The sequence below is a fragment of the Proteus sp. G4415 genome, from assembly GCF_963896075.1.
GTDB classification, from domain to species: domain Bacteria; phylum Pseudomonadota; class Gammaproteobacteria; order Enterobacterales; family Enterobacteriaceae; genus Proteus; species Proteus mirabilis.
This window is the reverse complement of sequence record NZ_CAWQOK010000163.1, coordinates 1-21,669: the sequence shown is the minus strand read 5'-3', so window position 1 is coordinate 21,669 and position 21,669 is coordinate 1. Positions and strand designations below refer to the sequence as shown.

Annotated in this window: 17 protein-coding genes, 1 rRNA gene and 1 riboswitch; of the genes, 9 read left to right on the top strand and 9 right to left on the bottom strand. The window is 41.7% G+C overall.

All coding sequences use genetic code 11. The annotated features are described in order from the left end of the window. Positions 1–29 precede the first annotated feature (29 nt). Both rpoC and AACU95_RS17640 read left to right on the top strand, forming a co-directional pair. Positions 30–4,259, top strand: a complete 4,230-nt coding sequence (gene rpoC, locus AACU95_RS17645; RefSeq protein WP_004246908.1) for a DNA-directed RNA polymerase subunit beta' — start codon at positions 30–32, stop codon at positions 4,257–4,259. 193 nt (positions 4,260–4,452) lie between these two features. Further along, on the top strand, positions 4,453–5,421 hold the full coding sequence (locus AACU95_RS17640) for an Rpn family recombination-promoting nuclease/putative transposase (RefSeq protein WP_012368507.1): 969 nt from the start codon (positions 4,453–4,455) through the stop codon (positions 5,419–5,421). Between the two features lie 158 nt (positions 5,422–5,579). Here the strand turns inward: AACU95_RS17640 and thiH are convergent, their stop codons facing one another. The 7 genes from thiH to AACU95_RS17605 form a co-directional block, all read right to left on the bottom strand. Next, positions 5,580–6,698, bottom strand: a complete 1,119-nt coding sequence (gene thiH / locus AACU95_RS17635) for a 2-iminoacetate synthase ThiH (protein ID WP_004246910.1) — start codon at positions 6,696–6,698, stop codon at positions 5,580–5,582. Continuing rightward, positions 6,698–7,477 (bottom strand): thiazole synthase, encoded by a 780-nt coding sequence (locus AACU95_RS17630; protein WP_012368506.1) that lies wholly within the window; start codon positions 7,475–7,477, stop codon positions 6,698–6,700. Before AACU95_RS17630 ends, thiH begins: the two co-directional genes overlap by 1 nt. A gap of 1 nt (position 7,478) precedes the next feature. Further along, entirely contained in the window at positions 7,479–7,679 is a 201-nt protein-coding gene (gene thiS / locus AACU95_RS17625) for a sulfur carrier protein ThiS (protein WP_004250087.1), read from the bottom strand. Continuing rightward, on the bottom strand, positions 7,676–8,425 hold the full coding sequence (locus AACU95_RS17620) for a HesA/MoeB/ThiF family protein (RefSeq protein ID WP_004246914.1): 750 nt from the start codon (positions 8,423–8,425) through the stop codon (positions 7,676–7,678). The genes thiS and AACU95_RS17620 overlap by 4 nt, the downstream gene beginning before the upstream one ends. After that, positions 8,419–9,066 (bottom strand): thiamine phosphate synthase, encoded by a 648-nt coding sequence (gene thiE / locus AACU95_RS17615; protein WP_141192096.1) that lies wholly within the window; start codon positions 9,064–9,066, stop codon positions 8,419–8,421. The genes AACU95_RS17620 and thiE overlap by 7 nt, the downstream gene beginning before the upstream one ends. Continuing rightward, on the bottom strand, positions 9,050–11,002 hold the full coding sequence (gene thiC / locus AACU95_RS17610) for a phosphomethylpyrimidine synthase ThiC (protein ID WP_004246916.1): 1,953 nt from the start codon (positions 11,000–11,002) through the stop codon (positions 9,050–9,052). Before thiC ends, thiE begins: the two co-directional genes overlap by 17 nt. 131 nt (positions 11,003–11,133) lie before the next feature. Next, a riboswitch (TPP riboswitch) is annotated at positions 11,134–11,256 on the bottom strand. Positions 11,257–11,300: 44 nt separating this feature from the next. Next, complete coding sequence (locus AACU95_RS17605) at positions 11,301–11,981, bottom strand: HAD family hydrolase (RefSeq protein WP_004246917.1); 681 nt, start codon at positions 11,979–11,981, stop codon at positions 11,301–11,303. Positions 11,982–12,128: 147 nt separating this feature from the next. Between AACU95_RS17605 and nudC the strand changes: the two genes are divergently transcribed. The 6 genes from nudC to AACU95_RS17575 all read left to right on the top strand — a co-directional run bounded on the left by nudC (position 12,129) and on the right by AACU95_RS17575 (position 16,572). Further along, positions 12,129–12,914 carry an NAD(+) diphosphatase gene (gene nudC, locus AACU95_RS17600; RefSeq protein WP_004246918.1) on the top strand — a complete coding sequence of 262 codons (786 nt, stop codon included), beginning with the start codon at positions 12,129–12,131 and terminating at the stop codon, positions 12,912–12,914. A gap of 88 nt (positions 12,915–13,002) precedes the next feature. After that, positions 13,003–14,076: a uroporphyrinogen decarboxylase gene (gene hemE / locus AACU95_RS17595; RefSeq protein WP_004249140.1), complete on the top strand. Its 1,074-nt coding sequence runs from the start codon at positions 13,003–13,005 to the stop codon at positions 14,074–14,076. After that, positions 14,069–14,737 (top strand): deoxyribonuclease V, encoded by a 669-nt coding sequence (nfi, locus tag AACU95_RS17590; RefSeq protein WP_004246920.1) that lies wholly within the window; start codon positions 14,069–14,071, stop codon positions 14,735–14,737. Before hemE ends, nfi begins: the two co-directional genes overlap by 8 nt. Before the next feature lie 74 nt (positions 14,738–14,811). Then, positions 14,812–15,402 (top strand): YjaG family protein, encoded by a 591-nt coding sequence (locus tag AACU95_RS17585; RefSeq protein ID WP_004246921.1) that lies wholly within the window; start codon positions 14,812–14,814, stop codon positions 15,400–15,402. 190 nt (positions 15,403–15,592) lie between these two features. Further along, positions 15,593–15,865 carry an HU family DNA-binding protein gene (locus AACU95_RS17580; protein WP_004246922.1) on the top strand — a complete coding sequence of 91 codons (273 nt, stop codon included), beginning with the start codon at positions 15,593–15,595 and terminating at the stop codon, positions 15,863–15,865. A 14-nt stretch (positions 15,866–15,879) separates the two neighbouring features. Beyond that, complete coding sequence (locus tag AACU95_RS17575; RefSeq protein ID WP_004246923.1) at positions 15,880–16,572, top strand: DUF1481 domain-containing protein; 693 nt, start codon at positions 15,880–15,882, stop codon at positions 16,570–16,572. A gap of 23 nt (positions 16,573–16,595) precedes the next feature. On the opposite strand, the gene purD is transcribed toward AACU95_RS17575, so the two are convergent. Then, the gene (purD, locus tag AACU95_RS17570) at positions 16,596–17,885 is read right to left on the bottom strand and encodes a phosphoribosylamine--glycine ligase (protein WP_049217003.1); all 1,290 of its coding nucleotides are present in this window, start codon (positions 17,883–17,885) and stop codon (positions 16,596–16,598) included. A gap of 12 nt (positions 17,886–17,897) precedes the next feature. After that, positions 17,898–19,487 carry a bifunctional phosphoribosylaminoimidazolecarboxamide formyltransferase/IMP cyclohydrolase gene (gene purH, locus AACU95_RS17565; protein ID WP_004250094.1) on the bottom strand — a complete coding sequence of 530 codons (1,590 nt, stop codon included), beginning with the start codon at positions 19,485–19,487 and terminating at the stop codon, positions 17,898–17,900. Between the two features lie 617 nt (positions 19,488–20,104). Between purH and AACU95_RS17560 the strand changes: the two genes are divergently transcribed. Further along, positions 20,105–21,647 (top strand): 16S ribosomal RNA (locus AACU95_RS17560). The last annotated feature ends 22 nt before the right edge of the window (positions 21,648–21,669 follow it).

Here is a 21,669-nt window from a genome sequence, read left to right as displayed (position 1 = left end):
GCAGGTCTAACTCCGACAGGAGCCATTTCGTGAAAGACTTATTAAAGTTTCTGAAAGCGCAAACCAAGACCGAAGAGTTTGATGCGATCAAAATTGCTCTGGCATCACCTGATATGATCCGTTCATGGTCATTTGGTGAAGTTAAAAAGCCAGAAACAATTAATTACCGTACGTTCAAACCAGAACGTGACGGCCTTTTCTGTGCCCGTATTTTCGGACCAGTAAAAGATTACGAATGTTTGTGTGGTAAATACAAACGTTTAAAACACCGTGGTGTTATCTGTGAGAAGTGTGGCGTTGAAGTCACACAAACTAAAGTTCGTCGTGAACGTATGGGTCACATCGAATTAGCTTCTCCAGTGGCGCACATCTGGTTCTTGAAATCACTGCCGTCCCGTATCGGTCTGCTGTTGGATATGCCACTGCGCGATATTGAACGTGTACTGTATTTTGAATCTTATGTTGTTGTTGAAGGCGGTATGACCAGCCTTGAACGTGGCCAAATCTTAACAGAAGAGCAATACCTCGATGCATTAGAAGAATTCGGTGATGAATTTGATGCGAAGATGGGTGCTGAAGCTGTTCAGAACTTGTTACAGAGCATGGATCTGGAACAAGAGTGTGAAACGCTACGTGAAGAGTTAAATGAGACTAACTCTGAAACTAAACGTAAGAAACTGACTAAACGTATCAAGTTACTTGAAGCATTCATGCAATCAGGCAATAAACCTGAGTGGATGATCTTAACTGTACTGCCAGTGTTACCACCAGACTTACGTCCACTGGTTCCACTTGATGGTGGTCGTTTTGCGACTTCTGACTTGAACGATTTATATCGTCGCGTTATCAACCGTAATAACCGTTTAAAACGCCTGCTAGATTTAGCAGCTCCAGACATTATCGTACGTAACGAAAAACGTATGTTACAAGAGTCTGTTGATGCGTTATTAGATAACGGTCGTCGCGGTCGTGCAATTACAGGCTCTAACAAACGTCCTCTGAAATCTTTGGCTGATATGATCAAAGGTAAACAAGGTCGTTTCCGTCAAAACCTGTTAGGTAAACGTGTTGACTATTCTGGTCGTTCTGTAATCACCGTTGGTCCATACCTGCGTCTGCATCAGTGTGGTCTGCCGAAAAAAATGGCACTTGAATTATTCAAACCATTTATTTACGGAAAACTGGAAACCCGTGGTTTAGCGACAACAATTAAAGCCGCTAAAAAAATGGTTGAGCGTGAAGAAGCGGTAGTTTGGGATATCTTAGATGAAGTTATCCGTGAACACCCAGTTATGCTAAACCGTGCACCGACACTTCACCGTTTAGGTATACAGGCGTTTGAACCAATCCTGATTGAAGGTAAAGCTATTCAGTTACACCCACTCGTTTGTGCGGCATATAACGCCGACTTCGATGGTGACCAAATGGCGGTTCACGTTCCATTGACATTAGAAGCGCAGTTAGAAGCTCGCGCGTTGATGATGTCAACTAACAATATTCTGTCTCCAGCAAGTGGTGACCCAATTATCGTTCCTTCACAGGACGTGGTATTAGGTCTTTACTACATGACTCGTGATTGCATCAATGCCAAAGGTGAAGGCATGGTGTTAAGTGGTCCGAAAGAAGCTGAACGCGTTTATCGCGCAGGTTTAGCCTCTTTACACGCGCGTGTTAAAGTACGTATCACTGAAGAGATCAAAGATGGCGAAGGTAATATCACCACTGAAACTAGCTTAAAAGACACTACAGTTGGTCGTGCTATTTTATGGATGATTGTACCAAAAGGCCTACCTTACGCACTGGTTAACCAACCATTAGGTAAAAAAGCTATTTCTAAAATGCTGAATACCTGCTACCGCGTAATGGGCTTAAAGCCAACAGTTATTTTTGCTGACCAAATCATGTATACCGGTTTTGCTTACGCAGCACGTTCTGGTGCTTCAGTAGGTATCGATGACATGGTTATCCCTGCGAAAAAAGCAGAGATCATTGCCGAGGCAGAAGCAGAAGTTGCAGAAATTCAGGAACAGTTCCAATCCGGTCTGGTAACAGCGGGTGAACGTTACAACAAAGTCATCGATATTTGGGCTGCTGCGAATGAACGCGTCGCTAAAGCGATGATGGAAAATCTGTCTACAGAAACTGTGATCAACCGTGATGGTGAAGAAGAACAACAAGTTTCCTTCAACAGCATCTTTATGATGGCTGACTCCGGTGCTCGTGGTTCTGCAGCTCAGATCCGTCAGTTAGCGGGTATGCGTGGTCTGATGGCTAAGCCAGATGGCTCCATTATCGAAACCCCAATCACTGCGAACTTCCGTGAAGGTCTGAACGTACTCCAGTACTTCATCTCAACCCACGGTGCTCGTAAAGGTTTGGCGGATACCGCACTGAAAACAGCAAACTCCGGTTACTTGACTCGTCGTTTAGTTGACGTTGCACAAGACCTTGTCGTAACAGAAAGCGACTGTGGTACAACCGAAGGTGTAATGATGACTCCGGTCATTGAAGGTGGAGATGTTAAAGAGCCACTGCGTGAGCGTGTATTAGGACGGGTAACGGCAGAAGATATCCTGAAACCAGGTACTGCAGATATCCTTGTTCCACGTAATACGCTGTTAAACGAAAAACTGTGTGATCTGTTAGAAGAAAACTCAGTAGACAGCGTTAAAGTTCGTTCAGTTGTAACCTGTGACACAGACTTTGGTGTATGTGCTAAATGTTATGGTCGTGACCTTGCTCGTGGTCATATCATCAACAAAGGTGAAGCTATCGGTGTTATCGCAGCACAGTCAATCGGTGAGCCTGGTACACAGTTAACGATGCGTACGTTCCACATCGGTGGTGCGGCATCCCGTGCGGCAGCAGAATCAAGCATTCAGGTACGTAATAAAGGTACTCTGAAATTGATCAATGCGAAATTTATCACCAACACTGCTGGTAAGTTAGTGATTACTTCTCGTAATACAGAATTACGTCTGATTGACGAATTCGGTCGTACGAAAGAAAGCTATAAAGTACCTTACGGTGCTCAATTATCGAAAGGTGATGGCGAAGCTGTCAACGGTGGCGAAACAGTTGCTAACTGGGATCCACATACCATGCCTGTGGTGAGTGAGGTTTCTGGTATTATCCGTTTTGCTGATATGGTTGATGGTCAAACCATTACTCGTCAAACGGATGAATTAACCGGTCTTTCTTCACTGGTTGTTCTGGATACTGCAGAGCGTACTGGTAGCGGTAAAGATTTACGTCCAGCATTGCGCATCACCGATGCACAAGGTAATGATGTATTAATCCCGAATACAGATATGCCGGCACAGTACTTCCTGCCAGGTAAAGCTATCGTTCAATTAGATGATGGTGTTGCTATTAATGCGGGTGATACGTTAGCACGTATTCCTCAAGAATCTGGTGGTACTAAAGATATTACCGGTGGTCTACCACGCGTTGCTGACTTGTTTGAAGCTCGTCGTCCGAAAGAGCCTGCAATCCTTGCTGAAATCAGCGGTATTGTTTCTTTCGGTAAAGAAACGAAAGGTAAACGTCGCTTAGTTATTTCTCCATTAGATGGCAGCGATGCATACGAAGAGATGATCCCTAAATGGCGTCAACTTAACGTATTTGAAGGTGAGGTTGTGGAACGCGGTGATGTTATCTCCGATGGTCCAGAATCACCACATGACATTCTGCGCTTACGTGGTGTTCATGCGGTTACTCGCTATATCACTAATGAAGTACAGGAAGTTTACCGTTTACAAGGGGTTAAGATTAACGATAAACACATCGAAGTTATCGTTCGTCAGATGCTACGTAAAGTGACTATCGAAAATGCCGGTAGTTCTGAATTCCTTGAAGGTGAACAAGTTGAATACGCTCGTGTTAAAGTTTCGAACCGTATTTTAGAGGAAGAAGGTAAAGTACCAGCAACATACTCTCGTGACCTATTAGGTATTACGAAAGCATCACTGGCTACTGAGTCTTTCATCTCTGCGGCATCGTTCCAAGAAACAACACGCGTACTGACTGAAGCTGCTGTTGCAGGTAAACGTGACGAATTACGTGGTTTAAAAGAAAACGTTATTGTGGGTCGTCTGATCCCTGCAGGTACTGGTTTTGCGTACCATCAGGATCGTATCCAACGTCGTCAACAACAACTGCCAACGGATGAAACTGAAGCAACAATCAGTGCAGATGAAGCTTCTGCTAACTTAGCAGAATTGCTGAATGCGGGGTTCGGCGGTTCATCAAATAACTAATTGATACTGCATTAGTTTTAAATATAAATACCCTCGATAGTTATCGAGGGTATTTTTTTGCTCTTTTTTATACTTGCATAGGTAAGTTAAATAATTAAGTTTATATTTTTCAGATATTTATGATGATTTTTTACTAAGTAAAAGGTCATTTTTTTCTGTAAGCTGGCGGTCCACATTTAGCACGGAGTCAGCGATGAATAAACCTCTTTTAATTTCTTCTCATGATGCTGCATTCAAACGCTTCATGATGAATATTAGTAATGCTAAGGATTTCTTTTTTATCCATTTATCAGACGAATTAAAAAGCTATTGTGATTTTTCAACTTTAAAGCTACAAAATTCCTCTTTTATCGATATTAAATTACGTTCTCGTATGTCAGATATTCTCTACTCAGTGAAAACCAAAAAGGGGAATATCTCAATTTATTTCTTAATTGAGCACCAATCTCGACCAGATAAAATGATCGCTTGGCGTATGATGCACTATGCGTTTTGCACTATGAATCAGCATCTACAGCAAGGTTACACATCTTTGCCGTTGGTTGTTCCTATCTTGTTTTATCATGGCAAACGCAAACCTTATCCTTTTTCTGTCAATTGGTTAGATTGTTTTCCGCTTTCTACATTGGCAAATCAACTCTATCTTAATAATTTTGCATTAATTGATTTGAATTCAATTGATGATGAAATTTTATTAACACATAGAAAAGCCGCTGTAATGGAAATTGCAATGAAACATGTGAACAGTTGCGATGATCTTGATAAGTTAGCGATGCTTCTCTCAAAAGCGATAAATCAGAAAAACTGCAGTGATGAAGACACTATCGCTGTTGTACAATATTTATTCTCAATTATGGATGCGGCGGATTTTGAATCCATCATAAATAAGATAGCTGAACAAGTAGATAACCATAGAGAGACGATTATGAATATTGCATGGCGGTTAGAAAATAAAGGATTTAAATTAGGAAAAATGGAGGGGATAGAGATAGGTAAAAATGAAGGTATAGAAATAGGTAAAAATGAAGGTATAGAAATAGGTAAAAAGATAGTACAAATACAATTAGCAAAAAACTTATTAAAAGAAAACGTTGAGTTAGAATTTATTGAACGAATAACTGGTTTAAGTATACAAGAACTTAAAATATTGATTTTAACTTAATGAAATAGTTAGTTAACTTAATCTTTTTAAGAAAAATTTATTGTTATATCTAACGTATTGATATTATTTTTAATTATTTATTACTATGTGTTATGTAATAAAACCGCGATTATATTTATTAAAAAAATAAATTAAAACGCGGTATTATTTTATCTCTATTAACGACCTAAATAGTTATCCCAATCTTTCCATACAGGCTGTAATCCTCGTGTTTTGAGGGCATTAATTACATCACTGACATGACGATTATCATTAGGTGAAAATTGCTCTAACTCCTCATGACTATCAGAATAACCACCGGGCTGAGTTTTAGAGCCAGCGCTGATATTATTGATGGCTAAAGGTACTGTATTATCGCGAAAGTAAGGCGATTCACGTGTTGAAAGGGAAAGCTCAACATCGGGGGCTAAAATACGAAAAGCACAAATCAACTGAACTAATTCTGCTTCACTCATTACCGATGCAGGATTAAGCCCACCAGCACATGGGCGTAGACGAGGAAAGGAGATAGAGTAACGACTTTTCCAGTAACGTTTTTGTAAAAATAGCAGATGCTCAGCCACCATATAACAATCGGTACGCCATCTGTCAGATAAACCAATTAGTGCACCTAAACCAATTTTATCAATGCCGGCTTGCCCTAATCTATCAGGGGTTTGTAACCGCCAATGAAAATCTTGTTTTTTTCCTCTTAGATGATGCAACTGATAAGTGGGTTCATGATAGGTTTCTTGATAAACCATTACACCATCAATACCGAGCGTTTTTAATTCAGCGTACTCATTTGTCGCCAGAGGTTGTACTTCCATCATTAATAAACTGAACTGCTGGCGAATAAGCGGTATATATTGACGGAAATAATCCATACCAACTTTTCTTTGATGCTCTCCTGTAACGAGTAGCAGGCTATCAAAACCTAATTGCCGAATGCTATGACATTCAGCAAGGATTTCGTTTTCATTTAATGTTTTGCGCTTGATGGCATTACTCATTGAAAAGCCACAATAAGTGCAATCATTAGCACATAAATTAGAGAGGTACAGTGGAACATATAAACCGACAACATTACCAAAACGTTGTCGAGTTAGTTGCTGGGCACGTTGTGCCATTGGCTCTAAATAATGTCGGCCAGCAGGGGAGATCAGCGCCATAAAATCATCAAGCGTTAAAGTATGATGAGATAAAGCAGTTTCAACATCTTCACAAGTTTTACTATTCAGTCTTAACGTGATGTCATCCCAATCTAATTGTTGCCAATAATCAGAAAATGTTTTCATTAGAAAGCCTCTAAATATTGGGTTAATGGGCTAGAGGCTTGTGCTTGCATATGTGTTATTGAAGTCGGTACAGCCAGTCCAGATTGTCGAGCAAGCTCTCCAGCATCAATTGCAGCTTTAAAAGCTTGAGCCATTAAAACTGGATTTTTAGCTACGGCTATGGCGGTGTTGACGAGTACAGCATCTGCACCCAATTCTAAAGCTTCAAGAGCATGGCTTGGTGCGCCAATACCAGCGTCAACAACAACGGGTATTGAGGTTTGTTCAATAATAATCCGCAAAAAATCGCGAGTTTGTAAACCTTGATTGGAACCAATAGGTGAACCTAACGGCATTACAGCTGCGCATCCTACCTCTTCTAAGCGACGGCATAATACCGGATCAGCACTGCAATAAGGTAAAACCACAAAACCTTCTTTAACAAGAAGTTCAGCCGCCTTAAGTGTTTCTATTGGATCAGGAAGTAGGTATTTGGTATCAGGATGAATTTCTAATTTGATCCAATGGGTATCAAAGGCCTCTTTTGCTAATCGTGCAGCAAAAACGGCTTCTTGTGCTGTTTTTGCACCAGAAGTATTAGGTAATAATTTTATCCCTAATGATTTAAGAGGGGCGATTAGATCATCATTGCCATTTTTTAAATCAACACGCTTCATTGCCATTGTCACTAATTGGCTACCAGAGGCTTTAATGGCTTCAGCCATGAGTGTTGGTGTCGCAAATTTACCTGTACCAGTAAATAACCTTGATGTGAATGTAGTATCAGCAATTTTCAACATATCAGCCTCCCGCAATTGCTTGAAAGAGAAGAATTGTGTCACCCTCATTGATCATTTGTGTATTCCAGTTTTCACGCGGAATAATGATGTCGTTGATAGCGAGTGCCACCCCCATAGAGGGTTGTTTTAACTCAATAAGGAGCTGGCTTATCGTGACAGGCATATCCAGAGAATAACGTTCGTCATTTACGGTAATATTCATGCTAACCCTCGACAAACAGGACAGTTTTTTGATGGTGTTAAGCGCAAGGTGCTCCAATTTTGTTTTCTACCATCGAACAGACGTAGTTTTCCACTTAACGTACTTGGTAAACCTGCAAGTAACTTAATTGCTTCAAGTGCCTGCAGAGTACCAATGACCCCTACAACGGGGCCTAGAATTCCAGCTGTTTGGCAATTGCGTTGTGGCTCTTTGTTATCAGGATAGAGACAGTGGTAACAACCATGAATAAAAGGGGGCTCAAACACGATCAGCTGACCACTAAATCCAACGGCACTGCCACTAATAAGCGGTATTTGTTGTTTAACACAGATACGATTGATTGCTTGGCGAGTACTCATGTTATCAGTGCAATCTAAAACTAAATCGATGTTTTGAAGCAACGTAGAGAGAAAATCATCATTAACACGTTGTTTATAGGTGGTGATTTTAATGTCAGGATTTAAGGCAAGTAGAGCCTGTTTGGCGATGTCTGATTTTGCATCTGGGATATCTTGAGTGCGATAGAGAATTTGACGCTGTAAATTCGAGACATGCAAATTATCATCATCGACTAAAATAAGTTCACCCACTCCAGCCCCTGCTAGATAAAGTGATGCTGGAGAGCCTAACCCACCTAAGCCAATAATTAATACTCTGGCTTGCTGTATTTTGGTTTGCCCTTCTAAGCCTATATCTTCTAACATCACTTGTCGGCTATAACGCATAAAATCATTATCATTTAGCATGATGGTTTTCCCTCTACTAATTCTAATAATTTAAGTGTTACCTGTTGCCAGTCTGATGCCTTTGTTATTGCACTCACTAAAGCAACTCCACCAACGCCAGTTGCTACGACATCAGAGACTTTTTCTAGAGAGATCCCGCCAATAGCAACGGTTGGAAAATCATGAGTTTGTTCTACTTGATGTTTGAGTGCTCTTAAACCTTGTGGCTTTGATAGCATATCTTTCGTCGTCGTTGGAAATATATGCCCTAAAGCAATATAAGAGGGAAGTAGCCTTTTTGCTCTTTGTAGTTCAGTGTCATTATGGGTGGAAATACCAAGGCATAAACCTGACTGTTTAATAGCATCAAGATCGGCAATGTCGAGATCTTCTTGTCCAAGATGAACACCATAAGCGTGATGTTTAATGGCGAGTTGCCAATAATCATTGATAAATAATCTTGCGTTATACTTACGACCTAATTTGATTGCAGTGATTATATCTTGTTCAACATCTTTGGGCTGTTTATCTTTGATGCGTAATTGGATCGTTGTTACACCTATTTTCAACAGGCGCTCAACCCATTCAATAGAATCGACAACAGGGTAAAGCCCCAACTTTTTTTCGGTTGGGGCAAAAGCCGAATTAGAGGATCTGTTCATTATCAGCTACCTCGGAACTGGCTATTTCTGCACTGTGGTATAGCTCACTACCATGGGCTTTAAAGGCTTGCGACATCTGCTCCATACCTGCTGCATAATCACGCACTTCTTGTGTTATCTTCATTGAGCAGAATTTAGGTCCACACATAGAGCAGAAGTGAGCGACTTTCCCCGATGCTTGAGGTAAGGTTTCATCGTGATATTGACGGGCAGTTTCAGGATCAAGTGCTAGATTAAATTGATCTTCCCATCGAAACTCAAAACGGGCTTTAGACATGGCGTTATCACGAATTTGCGCGCCGGGATGTCCTTTGGCAAGATCAGCAGCATGGGCGGCGATTTTATAAGTAATAAGACCTTGTTTCACATCTTCTTTATTGGGGAGTCCGAGATGCTCTTTCGGAGTGACATAACAGAGCATGGCACAGCCAAACCAGCCAATCATTGCAGCGCCAATACCGGAAGTAAAATGATCGTAGCCCGGTGCTATATCAGTTGTTAGAGGGCCTAATGTATAGAAGGGGGCTTCATGACAATGCTCTAGTTCTTCCGTCATATTGCGACGTATCATCTGCATTGGTACATGACCTGGGCCTTCAATCATGACTTGTACATCATATTCCCAAGCAATCTTTGTTAATTCACCCAAGGTATGTAATTCAGCGAACTGTGCTTCATCGTTAGCATCTTGGATAGAGCCAGGTCTTAGACCATCACCTAATGATAATGAAACATCATAAGCGGTGCAGATTTCGCAAATCTCCCGGAAGTGGGTATAGAGGAAATTCTCTTTATGGTGTGATAAACACCACTTCGCCATAATTGATCCACCACGAGAGACAATGCCCGTTAAACGTTTTGCGGTCATAGGAACATAGCGTAATAGGACACCTGCATGGATAGTGAAGTAATCTACCCCTTGTTCCGCTTGTTCTAATAAAGTATCACGGAACATTTCCCAAGTGAGATCTTCTGCAATACCGTTAACTTTTTCGAGAGCTTGATAAATAGGAACAGTACCAATAGGGACTGGGCTATTACGGATGATCCATTCACGTGTTTCGTGGATATAACGTCCAGTTGACAGATCCATCACGGTATCGGCCCCCCAACGTGTTGACCAAATCAGTTTTTCTACTTCTTCTTCGATAGATGAGGTAACCGAAGAGTTGCCGATATTAGCATTCACCTTAACTAAGAAATTACGGCCAATAATCATCGGCTCAGATTCTGGGTGATTGATATTGGCAGGAATAATGGCACGGCCGGCGGCAACTTCTTGGCGTACAAACTCAGGCGTAATATTGTCAGGTAAATGTGCACCAAAGCTAAATCCGGCATGTTGTTGGCGTAATACTTCGCTACGAATACGTTCTCGCCCCATATTTTCTCGAATGGCAATAAATTCCATTTCTGGCGTAATAATACCTTTGCGAGCGTAATGTAATTGCGTCACTCTCTTATTATTTAGCGCTTTTCTAGGGCTGGGTTTTAACGGAAAGCGTAGATGTTCTAATCCTGCATCAGTAAGGCGTTGTTGAGTGAAATCAGAACTTAAGTGTGAAAGAGGTTCGGTATCATTACGCGCATCAATCCATGGTTGGCGAATTTTTTTTAAGCCAAGATTAACGTCAAGTTGAGAAGTTGGATCACCATAAGGCCCTGAAGTGTCATAGACTGGAATAGGTTCATTCTCTTCAAAAATAGGATCTTCTTTTGAGCCACCGATCAGGGTTTTATCAAGTTGGATCTCACGCATTGGCACTTGAATATCTGAACGAGTACCAGTGATATAAATACGTTTTGAATTGGGAAAATTAATACCTTGAATAGTGCTAATAAAGGATTGCGCTGCATCGCGTTGTTCTTTACGTGGGCGCTGTTTATTCGCAGTGGGCGAAACATCTTTAATAGAGATAGTTTGATTTTTGGACATAGCATTTCCTAATAAATATCAATCAAGCACAAGGCTTGTCGGGTGAATATTGAGAAAAATGCTTGTCTGGAGGTCGCAGGGAGTATCGACAGATAAGAGTGTAAAAAATAGACACAATGAAGCTATCTAAAGGTCGAATGACTCTTGTTCCCTTCGCGGGTATTAGCCCGATCAGGTTCCGCGGATCCCGAATTAACGGTCTCAGCCTGTGTTTAAAATAGCCTTATAAACACTAGGCACTCCGACAAGAATGCCCACAGTATATTAAAGATCTTAAAAACTACAAGCCCGATAATGATTATTTATTTAACTGCCAGTAGCACTGTTGCCATTCTTTTTCTGTTGCTATTTGGCTTAATCTTTCATCGGCGTTAATGGTGATAACCTCATTTGCTTGATAGCATAAAGGGAGATCGTTGGCTGAGTCAGTATAGAAATAAATATAAGAATTATTAATGTTGTTTTGTTCTTTCCACTGATTGAGTCGAGTGACTTTACCCTCTCTAAAGGTAGGAATACCCTCAATATGGCCTGTATAATGATTATTTTTTATCTGCATATCAATGCCCATAGAAATATCAGCATTAAGTTGTTTTGCAATCGCATGTACCAGAAAAGACATAGTTGCAGAGATAATGATAACGGGGATATTTTGTTGTCGGTATAGGTTTATAGTATTAATGCCTTGAGGATAGAGCAATGGCTTGATTATGGTATGAGTAAAATCAGTAACCCATTGATTTATTTCTTCAATATTATGCTGATTAAAATAAGATAAATGTTGGTGTAAGTACTTATTTATATTGAGCCTTTCTGCGTAATAGTCAGCGATCATTTGTTTATCTAAAGCTAAAAAAGCAGGATCAGTGACTCTTTTTTTCTCCCACAAGTAATTTGTCCATAAACAGCTAGAATCTCCGGCTAACAGTGTTTCATCTAAATCAAAAATAGCGATCTTATGTTTCGTTATATTTGTCATTCGAGTGAACCTTATTTATAAATATAATTTATATTTTTACCATGGAGGTATAGATGAATTTTGGCGTAGCGACATAATTCATTGAGCGGCTCTTGTGAAAGAGAGTATCCTCTATTGTATATCATTAACTAAGATAGAATTATTACTATGCATTTATATACGCTAACAGGTGGTGAAAAAGGCTGGTGGACAGTCAGCCTAGGCGGCCGAGTTTGGTTACCCAAAGGTGAACTTCCATTTGGTTTAGCAACAGATTGGGGACTTGTGGGTAAACAAGCCAAAATTGTTGGGGAATGGCAAGGAGAAAATGTCTGGCTGATTTATGACAAAATGGAAAGCGATATGTGTTCACCAAGGCTTATCGCATCTCAAGATGAAAAGTTATTTAAATTAGTCGGTCGTGGTGTTCAACTTGCTGAATTTTATCGTTCTCATCGGTTTTGTGGCTATTGTGGGGCTAAAATGCGCCATAGTGAGAGTGAATGGGCATGTTTATGTGATAACTGTCATGAGCGTTATTACCCACAAATAGCACCTTGTATTATTGTTGGTATTCGTAATAAAGATAAAATTCTATTAGCACACCATGTTAGGCATAAACATTCACCACTCTACACCGTTTTAGCTGGTTTTGTTGAAGTAGGGGAAAGCTTAGAAGATGCGGTAGCTCGCGAAGTTTTTGAAGAAAGTCATATTCATATTCGCAATATTCGTTATGTTTCTTCACAACCATGGCCTTTCCCTCATTCTCTTATGATGGGTTTTCTTGCCGATTATGCAGGGGGAGAGTTACGACATGATCCTTCGGAATTAATCAGTGCAGCATGGTATCGCTATGATGAGTTACCACAAATACCACCTTCTGATACTATTGCGCGACGTTTAATAGAAGATACGATAGCGAATATTAGACAAGATGAAGAAAATAGCTAAATAAAGGTGTTGCCTGCCAACTGTTATTTTTCCAACATGTTACACTACACGCTATTTTGCGGCCCTATTACTATTAATGGAGTTAGACATGAGTGAGTTGAAAAACGACCGCTATTTACGTGCGCTGTTGCGCCAACCTGTTGATGTCACCCCTGTTTGGATGATGCGTCAGGCAGGCAGATACCTTCCTGAATACAAGGAAACACGAGCACAGGCGGGAGACTTCATCTCATTGTGCAAAAATACCGAATTGGCATGCGAAGTTACCTTACAGCCTTTAAGACGTTTTCCTTTAGATGCCGCTATCCTATTTTCTGATATTTTAACTATCCCTGATGCGATGGGATTAGGTCTGTATTTTGAAACAGGGGAAGGTCCTCGTTTTAAAACACCGATAAATAGCCTTGATGATATAAAAAAATTACCTATTCCTGATCCGGAAGATGAACTAGGTTATGTCATGAATGCGGTACGTGCTATTCGTCATGCATTGCAAGGTAATGTGCCATTAATTGGTTTTTCAGGTAGTCCATGGACACTAGCTACTTATATGATTGAAGGTGGAAGTAGTAAGGCGTTCACAAAAATTAAAAAAATGATGTATAGCGAGCCACAAGCTCTGCATCTATTACTGGATAAACTGGCGGATAGCGTTATCCTTTATTTGAATGCTCAGATTAAAGCAGGGGCACAATCCATCATGATCTTCGATACATGGGGAGGTGTGCTAACAGGACGCGATTATCAATTGTTCTCATTACAATACATGCATAAGATTGTTGATGGTCTTATTCGTGAGAATGAGGGCAGAAAAGTTCCGGTCACCTTATTTACTAAAGGTGGTGGGCGTTGGTTAGAAGCGATGGCAGCCACAGGTTGTGATGCATTAGGACTTGATTGGACGATTGATATCGAAGATGCTCGCCGTCGAGTCGGTGATAAGGTTGCCTTACAAGGTAATATGGATCCTTCTATGTTGTATGCGCCACCAGCAAGAATAGAACAAGAAGTCGCTACGATTTTAGCTGGCTTTGGCAAAGGTACTGGTCATGTCTTTAATCTTGGGCACGGTATTCATCAAGATGTTCCACCAGCGCATGCTGGAGCATTTATTGATGCGGTTCACCGTCTATCGAAGCCTTATCATCAGGATAATGATTAATACTCAGCAATTACGTCAAGAGCAGACAGAGAAAGCTCAACAGATTATCTTAACCGACCAATTTATGGCACCAACTTATATTGCAGGTGCCGATGTCGGATTTGAAAATAGCGGTGCGGTCACTCGTGCCGCTATTGTTATTATGCATTATCCCTCCTTTGAAATTGTTGAATATCAAATAGCCCGTATTGCAACATTACTACCTTATATTCCCGGACTCCTTTCATTCCGTGAGTGTCCCGCGTTATTAGAAGCTTGGCAGGGCATTAAGCAAAAACCGCAACTTGTTTTTGTTGATGGTCAAGGGATCGCACATCCTAGACGGTTAGGGGTGGCAAGTCATTTTGGACTCTTAGCCGATATTCCAACCATCGGTGTGGCAAAAAGTCGTTTATGTGGTGATGATAAAAAATTAGACGACGATGTAGGAAGTACGGAAAAATTAATGGATAAGGATGAGCAGTTAGGTTGGATTTATCGTAGTAAAAAAAGATGTAAACCTTTATATATTTCTCCAGGCTATAAAGTGAGTATGGAGAGTGCATTAGCGTGGGTAAAACGTTGTATAAATGGATATCGATTACCTGAACCGACTCGTTGGGCCGATGGTATTGCCTCAAATAGGCGATTATTTGAGCAATTGAATAAGAATAAGCTCTAAATCGGCGGTAAATATGTGGATATTTTCAATTTTCAGGTAAACTGCGGCTAAGTTAAGAAAATGAGTAATCACTAATGTTGAAGAACCCAATCCATTTACGTTTAGAAAAGCTTGAAAGTTGGCAACACTTAACGTTTATGGCGTGCCTGTGTGAGAGAATGTATCCAAATTATCAGGTATTTTGTCGCGAAACAGGATTTACTGATCCAACCCTGTATCGTCGTATTCTCGATCTAGTTTGGGAAACTTTAACGGTAAAAGATGCGAAGGTGAATTTTGATTCTCAATTAGAGAAATTAGAAGAAGCTATTCCTGATGCATCTCAGTTTGATATTTATGGTGTCTATCCTGCAATCGACGCCTGTGTGGCACTGAGTGAGCTTATTCATTCTCGTTTAAGTGGTGAGTCACTCAGTCATGCTATTGAAGTGAGCAAAATTTCGGTTGGAACTGTTGCTACACTTGAAATGACACAAGCAGAAAGAGAAATGTCTGAAGAAGAATTAAAATCTCTTGCTGCGGTCACTGAAGAGTTCGATATTCAATGGGAAATTTATCGCCTACTTGTTGAGTGCGAAGAAAGAGATATTGAACTAATAAAAGGTCTGCGTACAGACCTGCGCGAATCTGGAATGAGCAATATCGGTATAGAATTAACGCACTAAATCAGAAAAACGTGATTTAGTGCTTGAAAAGCGACGTTTAAAGACTTCACATTACCCCCGTGTATGTTCTACATTGGGTACGAAAAGAAGTGGCTCAGGTGTTTTGCTTAACTGACTCTCTAAAAAAGATGAATTAAGTTTTTTCACCAGATGTTTTTCAAACGATAAAACATACTTTAAGGACTATTTTATGAACAAAGCTGAATTAACCGAATCAGTTGCTGAAAAAGCGGATCTGACAAAAACTCAGGCAAAAGCTGCTATTGAAGCGTTTATCGACTCAGTAACAGGTGCTCTGAAAGAAGGTGATTCTGTCCAGTTAGTTGGTTTCGGTACATTCAAAGTGAATCACCGTGCAGAGCGTACTGGTCGTAACCCTCAAACTGGCAAAGAAATTAAAATTGCAGCAGCTAACGTTCCTGCATTTACTGCCGGTAAAGCACTGAAAGACGCAGTAAAATAATTCCTTTGAACGGAATGAACAATAGAGGGGGAGTTGCTCCCCTTTTGTTGAGACGACAGGGGCTGTTAGCAATAGGGTTCTCTTTTTTGCTCAGCGCCTGCTCTTCTTCTCCACAACTACCCGAATTTTCTGCAACGGGCTATATTGCAGATGAAGGGGTTGTGCGGCTTTGGCGTTTAAATAACAAAACATCAGAGCCTCAAGTGATTATGAGTGTCTATAGCTTTTATCAAAAGCCTGAAACTGTTGTCACTTTTTATGAGTACCGCCAAAATAGATTATGGCAAATTCGCAGTGAAATCGTTAATCCCTCCCATCCTTCCTCTTGGCATTTACGTTTAAATAAACGTGGCGAAGTTATCTTTATGCAACAAGAGTATCAAGGACAAAAGCGCCCATTAACAGAAGATGAACGTTTAAAAATGGTATTTGCAGCCAGTCGAGAACGAGAGATCAGTAAGGCATTGGCAATAGGTCAGGTAAAGTTAGTTCAAGGAACCTGGTATCAAGATACATTGACAACATGTGCGGGTGAAAAAGTGAATGTATCATTTGAAGCACCAGAACAACGTTGGCTAAAACGTAGAACACAGCATCTAACTCGTCCCGCTTATGTTGCTTGGTTGGATTCCCCCGAAGGTAACCAGTTGTTAATGGTTGCAGAACACGATTTTTGTAAATGGGAACCAACAAAAGAGAGTTTGTGATCACTCCCTTTTGCTGTTTTAACTTACTTTTTTAAACGCGCAATGGCACGATAGCCGATATCATGGCGATAGAAACAGCCATACCAGTGAATACTGTTGGCTAAAGCATAGGCATTCTTTTGAGCTTGTTCGATATCTTCCCCTAAAGCAGTTGCACATAATACTCGGCCTCCTGCTGTAACAACTTCACCTTGAGCCGTTAATTTTGTTCCTGCTTGAAATACCTTAGCTGTTGAAGAAGATGTTGCTGTTAGTCCCTCAATAATATCATTTTGGCGGTAGTTATCAGGATAGCCACCGGCGGCCATTACAACACCTAAAGCGGGGCGGGGATCCCAAATGGAGTCTTTACCAGCTAGTTCGCCTTTTGCACCCGCTAAACAGAGATCAACTAAGTCTGATTGCATGCGCATCATAATAGGTTGCGTTTCCGGATCGCCAAAACGGCAGTTAAACTCAATGACTTTGGCAATACCTTGCTTATCAATCATTAAGCCTGCATAAAGAAAACCTTGATAGCGATGTCCTTCGGCAGCCATGCCTTTGACAGTTGGATAAATGATGTTATCCATGACTTGCTGGTGGATTTCAGGAGTAACAACCGGTGCAGGAGAATAAGCCCCCATTCCGCCGGTGTTTGGGCCTGAGTCACCATCACCGACGCGCTTATGATCTTGACTTGTTGCCATCGGAAGTACATTTTCACCATCCACCATGACAATAAAACTGGCTTCTTCTCCATCAAGAAATTCTTCAATAACAATACGGTGTCCTGCATCACCAAAAGCATTACCTGCTAACATATCTTTTATCGCATTTTCTGCTTCGGTATGTGTCATGGCAACAATGACACCTTTACCCGCAGCTAGGCCATCCGCTTTAATCACAATAGGTGTGCCAACTTTATGGAGATATTCAAGTGCAGGCGCTATTTCAGTAAAGTTTTGATAAGCTGCCGTTGGGATATGATGGCGGGCTAAAAAATCTTTTGTAAATGCTTTCGAACCTTCTAGTTGTGCCGCACCTTTGGTGGGGCCAAAAATCATCAGTCCCGCTTGTTTGAACGCATCTACTACACCAATTACCAATGGTGCCTCAGGCCCCACAATGGTTAAATCAATGTGATTTTGCTGGGCAAATGCAACTAATGCGGCAATATCAGTGGCACTAATATCAACGTTTTGTACGCCATGTTCTAATGCTGTTCCTGCATTACCAGGGGCAACAAACACTTGGGTTGCTAAAGGCGATTGCGCTGCTTTCCAAGCTAGTGCATGTTCACGACCACCATTACCAATGATTAAAATTTTCATAGCAATCCCTTATTAATGGCGGAAATGACGCATGTTAGTAAAAATCATCGCGATATTGTGTTCATTAGCTGCTGCAATTACTTCATCATCACGAATAGAACCACCTGGCTGAATAACACAAGTTACACCGGCCATAGCTGCCGCATCAATACCATCTCTAAAGGGAAAGAATGCATCAGATGCCATGGCGCAACCTGCTACTTCTAAACCTTCATCAGCCGCTTTAATCCCTGCTATTTTAGCAGAATAGACTCGGCTCATTTGGCCCGCACCAATGCCAATCGTCATGTCATTTTTGGCATACACAATTGCGTTGGATTTCACAAATTTTGCAACTTTCCAGCAAAATAGCGCATCTTTCCATTCTCGTTCACTAGGCTGGCGTTGCGTGACAACCCTTAGGTTTTCTTCTTTAACCATACCTAAATCACGATCTTGTACTAATAAGCCCCCGTTAACCCGTTTGAAATCAAGTGCAGGTTTAGCTTCTTGCCATTCACCACAGGCTAATACACGAACATTAGGTTTGGTTGCTAAAATAGGTAGAGCATCTTCATTAATAGAAGGCGCGATAATGACTTCGACAAATTGACGCTCTATAACGGCACTTGCTGTTTTTGCATCTAAGCTTCTATTGAAAGCGATAATACCGCCAAATGCAGAAGTTGGATCAGTTTTAAATGCATTGTCATATGCTTGTGTGAGGGTGTCCGCAATAGCAACGCCACAAGGGTTTGCATGTTTCACGATAACACAAGCTGGTTCGGAAAATGATTTCACGCATTCCAATGCAGCATCAGTATCGGCAATATTGTTATAAGAGAGTGCTTTACCTTGTAATTGATTTGCTGTTGCGATAGAGGCTTCTTCAATATTCTCTTCTATATAGAAAGCCGCTTGCTGATGAGCATTCTCACCATAACGCATATCTTGTTTCTTTATATAGTTAAGATTTAAGGTACGAGGGAAGGTTCCTGATGGTTGTGAAGTATCACCATAATAAGGTGCAACTTTTTGGCCAAAGTAGTTCGCAATCATACTGTCATAAGCTGCGGTATGCTCAAAGGCTTTAATGGCTAAATCAAAACGTGTATCTAAAGTCAGACTGTTTTGGTGATTGTCCATTTCTTCAATCACTTTTTCATAGTCATTGCTATTAACCACAATGGTGACGTCTTTATGATTCTTTGCTGCGGAACGAACCATGGTAGGACCACCAATATCAATATTCTCAACAGCATCTGCTAATGAGCAATCGGGACGAGCTACTGTTTTAGCAAAGGGATAAAGATTGACAACAACCATGTCGATAGGACGAATATCATGCTCCTCCATAATGGTATCATCTTGTCCACGACGTCCTAAAATACCACCATGTACTTTAGGGTGAAGTGTTTTTACACGACCATCCATCATTTCTGGAAAACCGGTGTAGTCAGAGACTTCTATGACGGGTAAGCCAGCTTCTGCTAATAGACGCGCTGTCCCTCCTGTTGATAAAAGTTCTACATTTCTTTCTACAAGCGCTTTCGCAAATTCTAAAATACCTGCTTTATCAGACACACTTAAAAGAGCACGGCGGATAGGACGAAGGTGTTGCATGAGTTTTATCCCTTGGGTTTTTGTATAACAGTAGTCATTGTGATGAAAAGTCACGTTGATACAGTGAAATTGTGTTTGCACCACTAACATTTCAGAAGATGAAGACAAAATCAATCTCACTCATTTGGGTATTATAATAACGCAAACGTTTGCGTTTGACATGCTAAATTTGTGGGAAAAGATGGCTTGTGGATAAAATTGTTGATAACTGCGTATAACTAAGGGTTTTGCTGTGGAATTAAGCAAACGAATTTTTTTCTTAAAAAAACTATTGCCAGCCTCAGAAAACTCCCTATAATGCGTCCTCGTTGTCACGGCACAGGGCGCTAAGCGAACTGGCTGAGAGAACAAAATAAAAAGTGAAAAGCCTAATAAATTAGCGCTTGACACTGAATGAGGAAGATGTAGAATGCACCTCCTCGCAACAACGCAGAAGACCGGAAACGGCAGCGACAGTTGCACTGCTCTTTAACAAATTATCAGACAATCTGTGTGGGCACTCGCAGAGACGATATCTTCTAAAAAATTAGATGTATCAAGTCTTGAAGAGTGACTAACAAGTTAATTCATATAATGAATAAGCTAAGTTTTCGATTTCTTTGAGCATCAAACACTTTTAATTGAAGAGTTTGATCATGGCTCAGATTGAACGCTGGCGGCAGGCCTAACACATGCAAGTCGAGCGGTAACAGGAGAAAGCTTGCTTTCTTGCTGACGAGCGGCGGACGGGTGAGTAATGTATGGGGATCTGCCCGATAGAGGGGGATAACTACTGGAAACGGTGGCTAATACCGCATAATGTCTACGGACCAAAGCAGGGGCTCTTCGGACCTTGCACTATCGGATGAACCCATATGGGATTAGCTAGTAGGTGGGGTAAAGGCTCACCTAGGCGACGATCTCTAGCTGGTCTGAGAGGATGATCAGCCACACTGGGACTGAGACACGGCCCAGACTCCTACGGGAGGCAGCAGTGGGGAATATTGCACAATGGGCGCAAGCCTGATGCAGCCATGCCGCGTGTATGAAGAAGGCCTTAGGGTTGTAAAGTACTTTCAGCGGGGAGGAAGGTGATAAGGTTAATACCCTTATCAATTGACGTTACCCGCAGAAGAAGCACCGGCTAACTCCGTGCCAGCAGCCGCGGTAATACGGAGGGTGCAAGCGTTAATCGGAATTACTGGGCGTAAAGCGCACGCAGGCGGTCAATTAAGTCAGATGTGAAAGCCCCGAGCTTAACTTGGGAATTGCATCTGAAACTGGTTGGCTAGAGTCTTGTAGAGGGGGGTAGAATTCCATGTGTAGCGGTGAAATGCGTAGAGATGTGGAGGAATACCGGTGGCGAAGGCGGCCCCCTGGACAAAGACTGACGCTCAGGTGCGAAAGCGTGGGGAGCAAACAGGATTAGATACCCTGGTAGTCCACGCTGTAAACGATGTCGATTTAGAGGTTGTGGTCTTGAACCGTGGCTTCTGGAGCTAACGCGTTAAATCGACCGCCTGGGGAGTACGGCCGCAAGGTTAAAACTCAAATGAATTGACGGGGGCCCGCACAAGCGGTGGAGCATGTGGTTTAATTCGATGCAACGCGAAGAACCTTACCTACTCTTGACATCCAGCGAATCCTTTAGAGATAGAGGAGTGCCTTCGGGAACGCTGAGACAGGTGCTGCATGGCTGTCGTCAGCTCGTGTTGTGAAATGTTGGGTTAAGTCCCGCAACGAGCGCAACCCTTATCCTTTGTTGCCAGCACGTAATGGTGGGAACTCAAAGGAGACTGCCGGTGATAAACCGGAGGAAGGTGGGGATGACGTCAAGTCATCATGGCCCTTACGAGTAGGGCTACACACGTGCTACAATGGCAGATACAAAGAGAAGCGACCTCGCGAGAGCAAGCGGAACTCATAAAGTCTGTCGTAGTCCGGATTGGAGTCTGCAACTCGACTCCATGAAGTCGGAATCGCTAGTAATCGTAGATCAGAATGCTACGGTGAATACGTTCCCGGGCCTTGTACACACCGCCCGTCACACCATGGGAGTGGGTTGCAAAAGAAGTAGGTAGCTTAACCTTCGGGAGGGCGCTTACCACTTTGTGATTCATGACTGGGGTGAAGTCGTAACAAGGTAACCGTAGGGGAACCTGCGGTTGGATCACCTCCTTACCTAAGAGATACGTGTTATGTG

What these genes read in the sequence shown, in the direction of transcription:
- thiH (WP_004246910.1), bottom strand. Translation starts at nt 6,698, where the DNA reads ATGAAAACATTTTCTGATTATTGGCAACAATTAGATTGGGATGACATC.
- AACU95_RS17575 (WP_004246923.1), top strand. Translation starts at nt 15,880, where the DNA reads ATGAACAATAGAGGGGGAGTTGCTCCCCTTTTGTTGAGACGACAGGGG.
- AACU95_RS17580 (WP_004246922.1), top strand. Translation starts at nt 15,593, where the DNA reads ATGAACAAAGCTGAATTAACCGAATCAGTTGCTGAAAAAGCGGATCTG.
- nfi (WP_004246920.1), top strand. Translation starts at nt 14,069, where the DNA reads ATGATTAATACTCAGCAATTACGTCAAGAGCAGACAGAGAAAGCTCAA.
- nudC (WP_004246918.1), top strand. Translation starts at nt 12,129, where the DNA reads ATGCATTTATATACGCTAACAGGTGGTGAAAAAGGCTGGTGGACAGTC.
- purD (WP_049217003.1), bottom strand. Translation starts at nt 17,885, where the DNA reads ATGAAAATTTTAATCATTGGTAATGGTGGTCGTGAACATGCACTAGCT.
- AACU95_RS17585 (WP_004246921.1), top strand. Translation starts at nt 14,812, where the DNA reads ATGTTGAAGAACCCAATCCATTTACGTTTAGAAAAGCTTGAAAGTTGG.
- thiE (WP_141192096.1), bottom strand. Translation starts at nt 9,066, where the DNA reads ATGAACAGATCCTCTAATTCGGCTTTTGCCCCAACCGAAAAAAAGTTG.
- purH (WP_004250094.1), bottom strand. Translation starts at nt 19,487, where the DNA reads ATGCAACACCTTCGTCCTATCCGCCGTGCTCTTTTAAGTGTGTCTGAT.
- AACU95_RS17605 (WP_004246917.1), bottom strand. Translation starts at nt 11,981, where the DNA reads ATGACAAATATAACGAAACATAAGATCGCTATTTTTGATTTAGATGAA.
- hemE (WP_004249140.1), top strand. Translation starts at nt 13,003, where the DNA reads ATGAGTGAGTTGAAAAACGACCGCTATTTACGTGCGCTGTTGCGCCAA.
- thiC (WP_004246916.1), bottom strand. Translation starts at nt 11,002, where the DNA reads ATGTCCAAAAATCAAACTATCTCTATTAAAGATGTTTCGCCCACTGCG.
- thiS (WP_004250087.1), bottom strand. Translation starts at nt 7,679, where the DNA reads ATGAATATTACCGTAAATGACGAACGTTATTCTCTGGATATGCCTGTC.
- AACU95_RS17620 (WP_004246914.1), bottom strand. Translation starts at nt 8,425, where the DNA reads ATGCTAAATGATAATGATTTTATGCGTTATAGCCGACAAGTGATGTTA.
- AACU95_RS17630 (WP_012368506.1), bottom strand. Translation starts at nt 7,477, where the DNA reads ATGTTGAAAATTGCTGATACTACATTCACATCAAGGTTATTTACTGGT.
- AACU95_RS17640 (WP_012368507.1), top strand. Translation starts at nt 4,453, where the DNA reads ATGAATAAACCTCTTTTAATTTCTTCTCATGATGCTGCATTCAAACGC.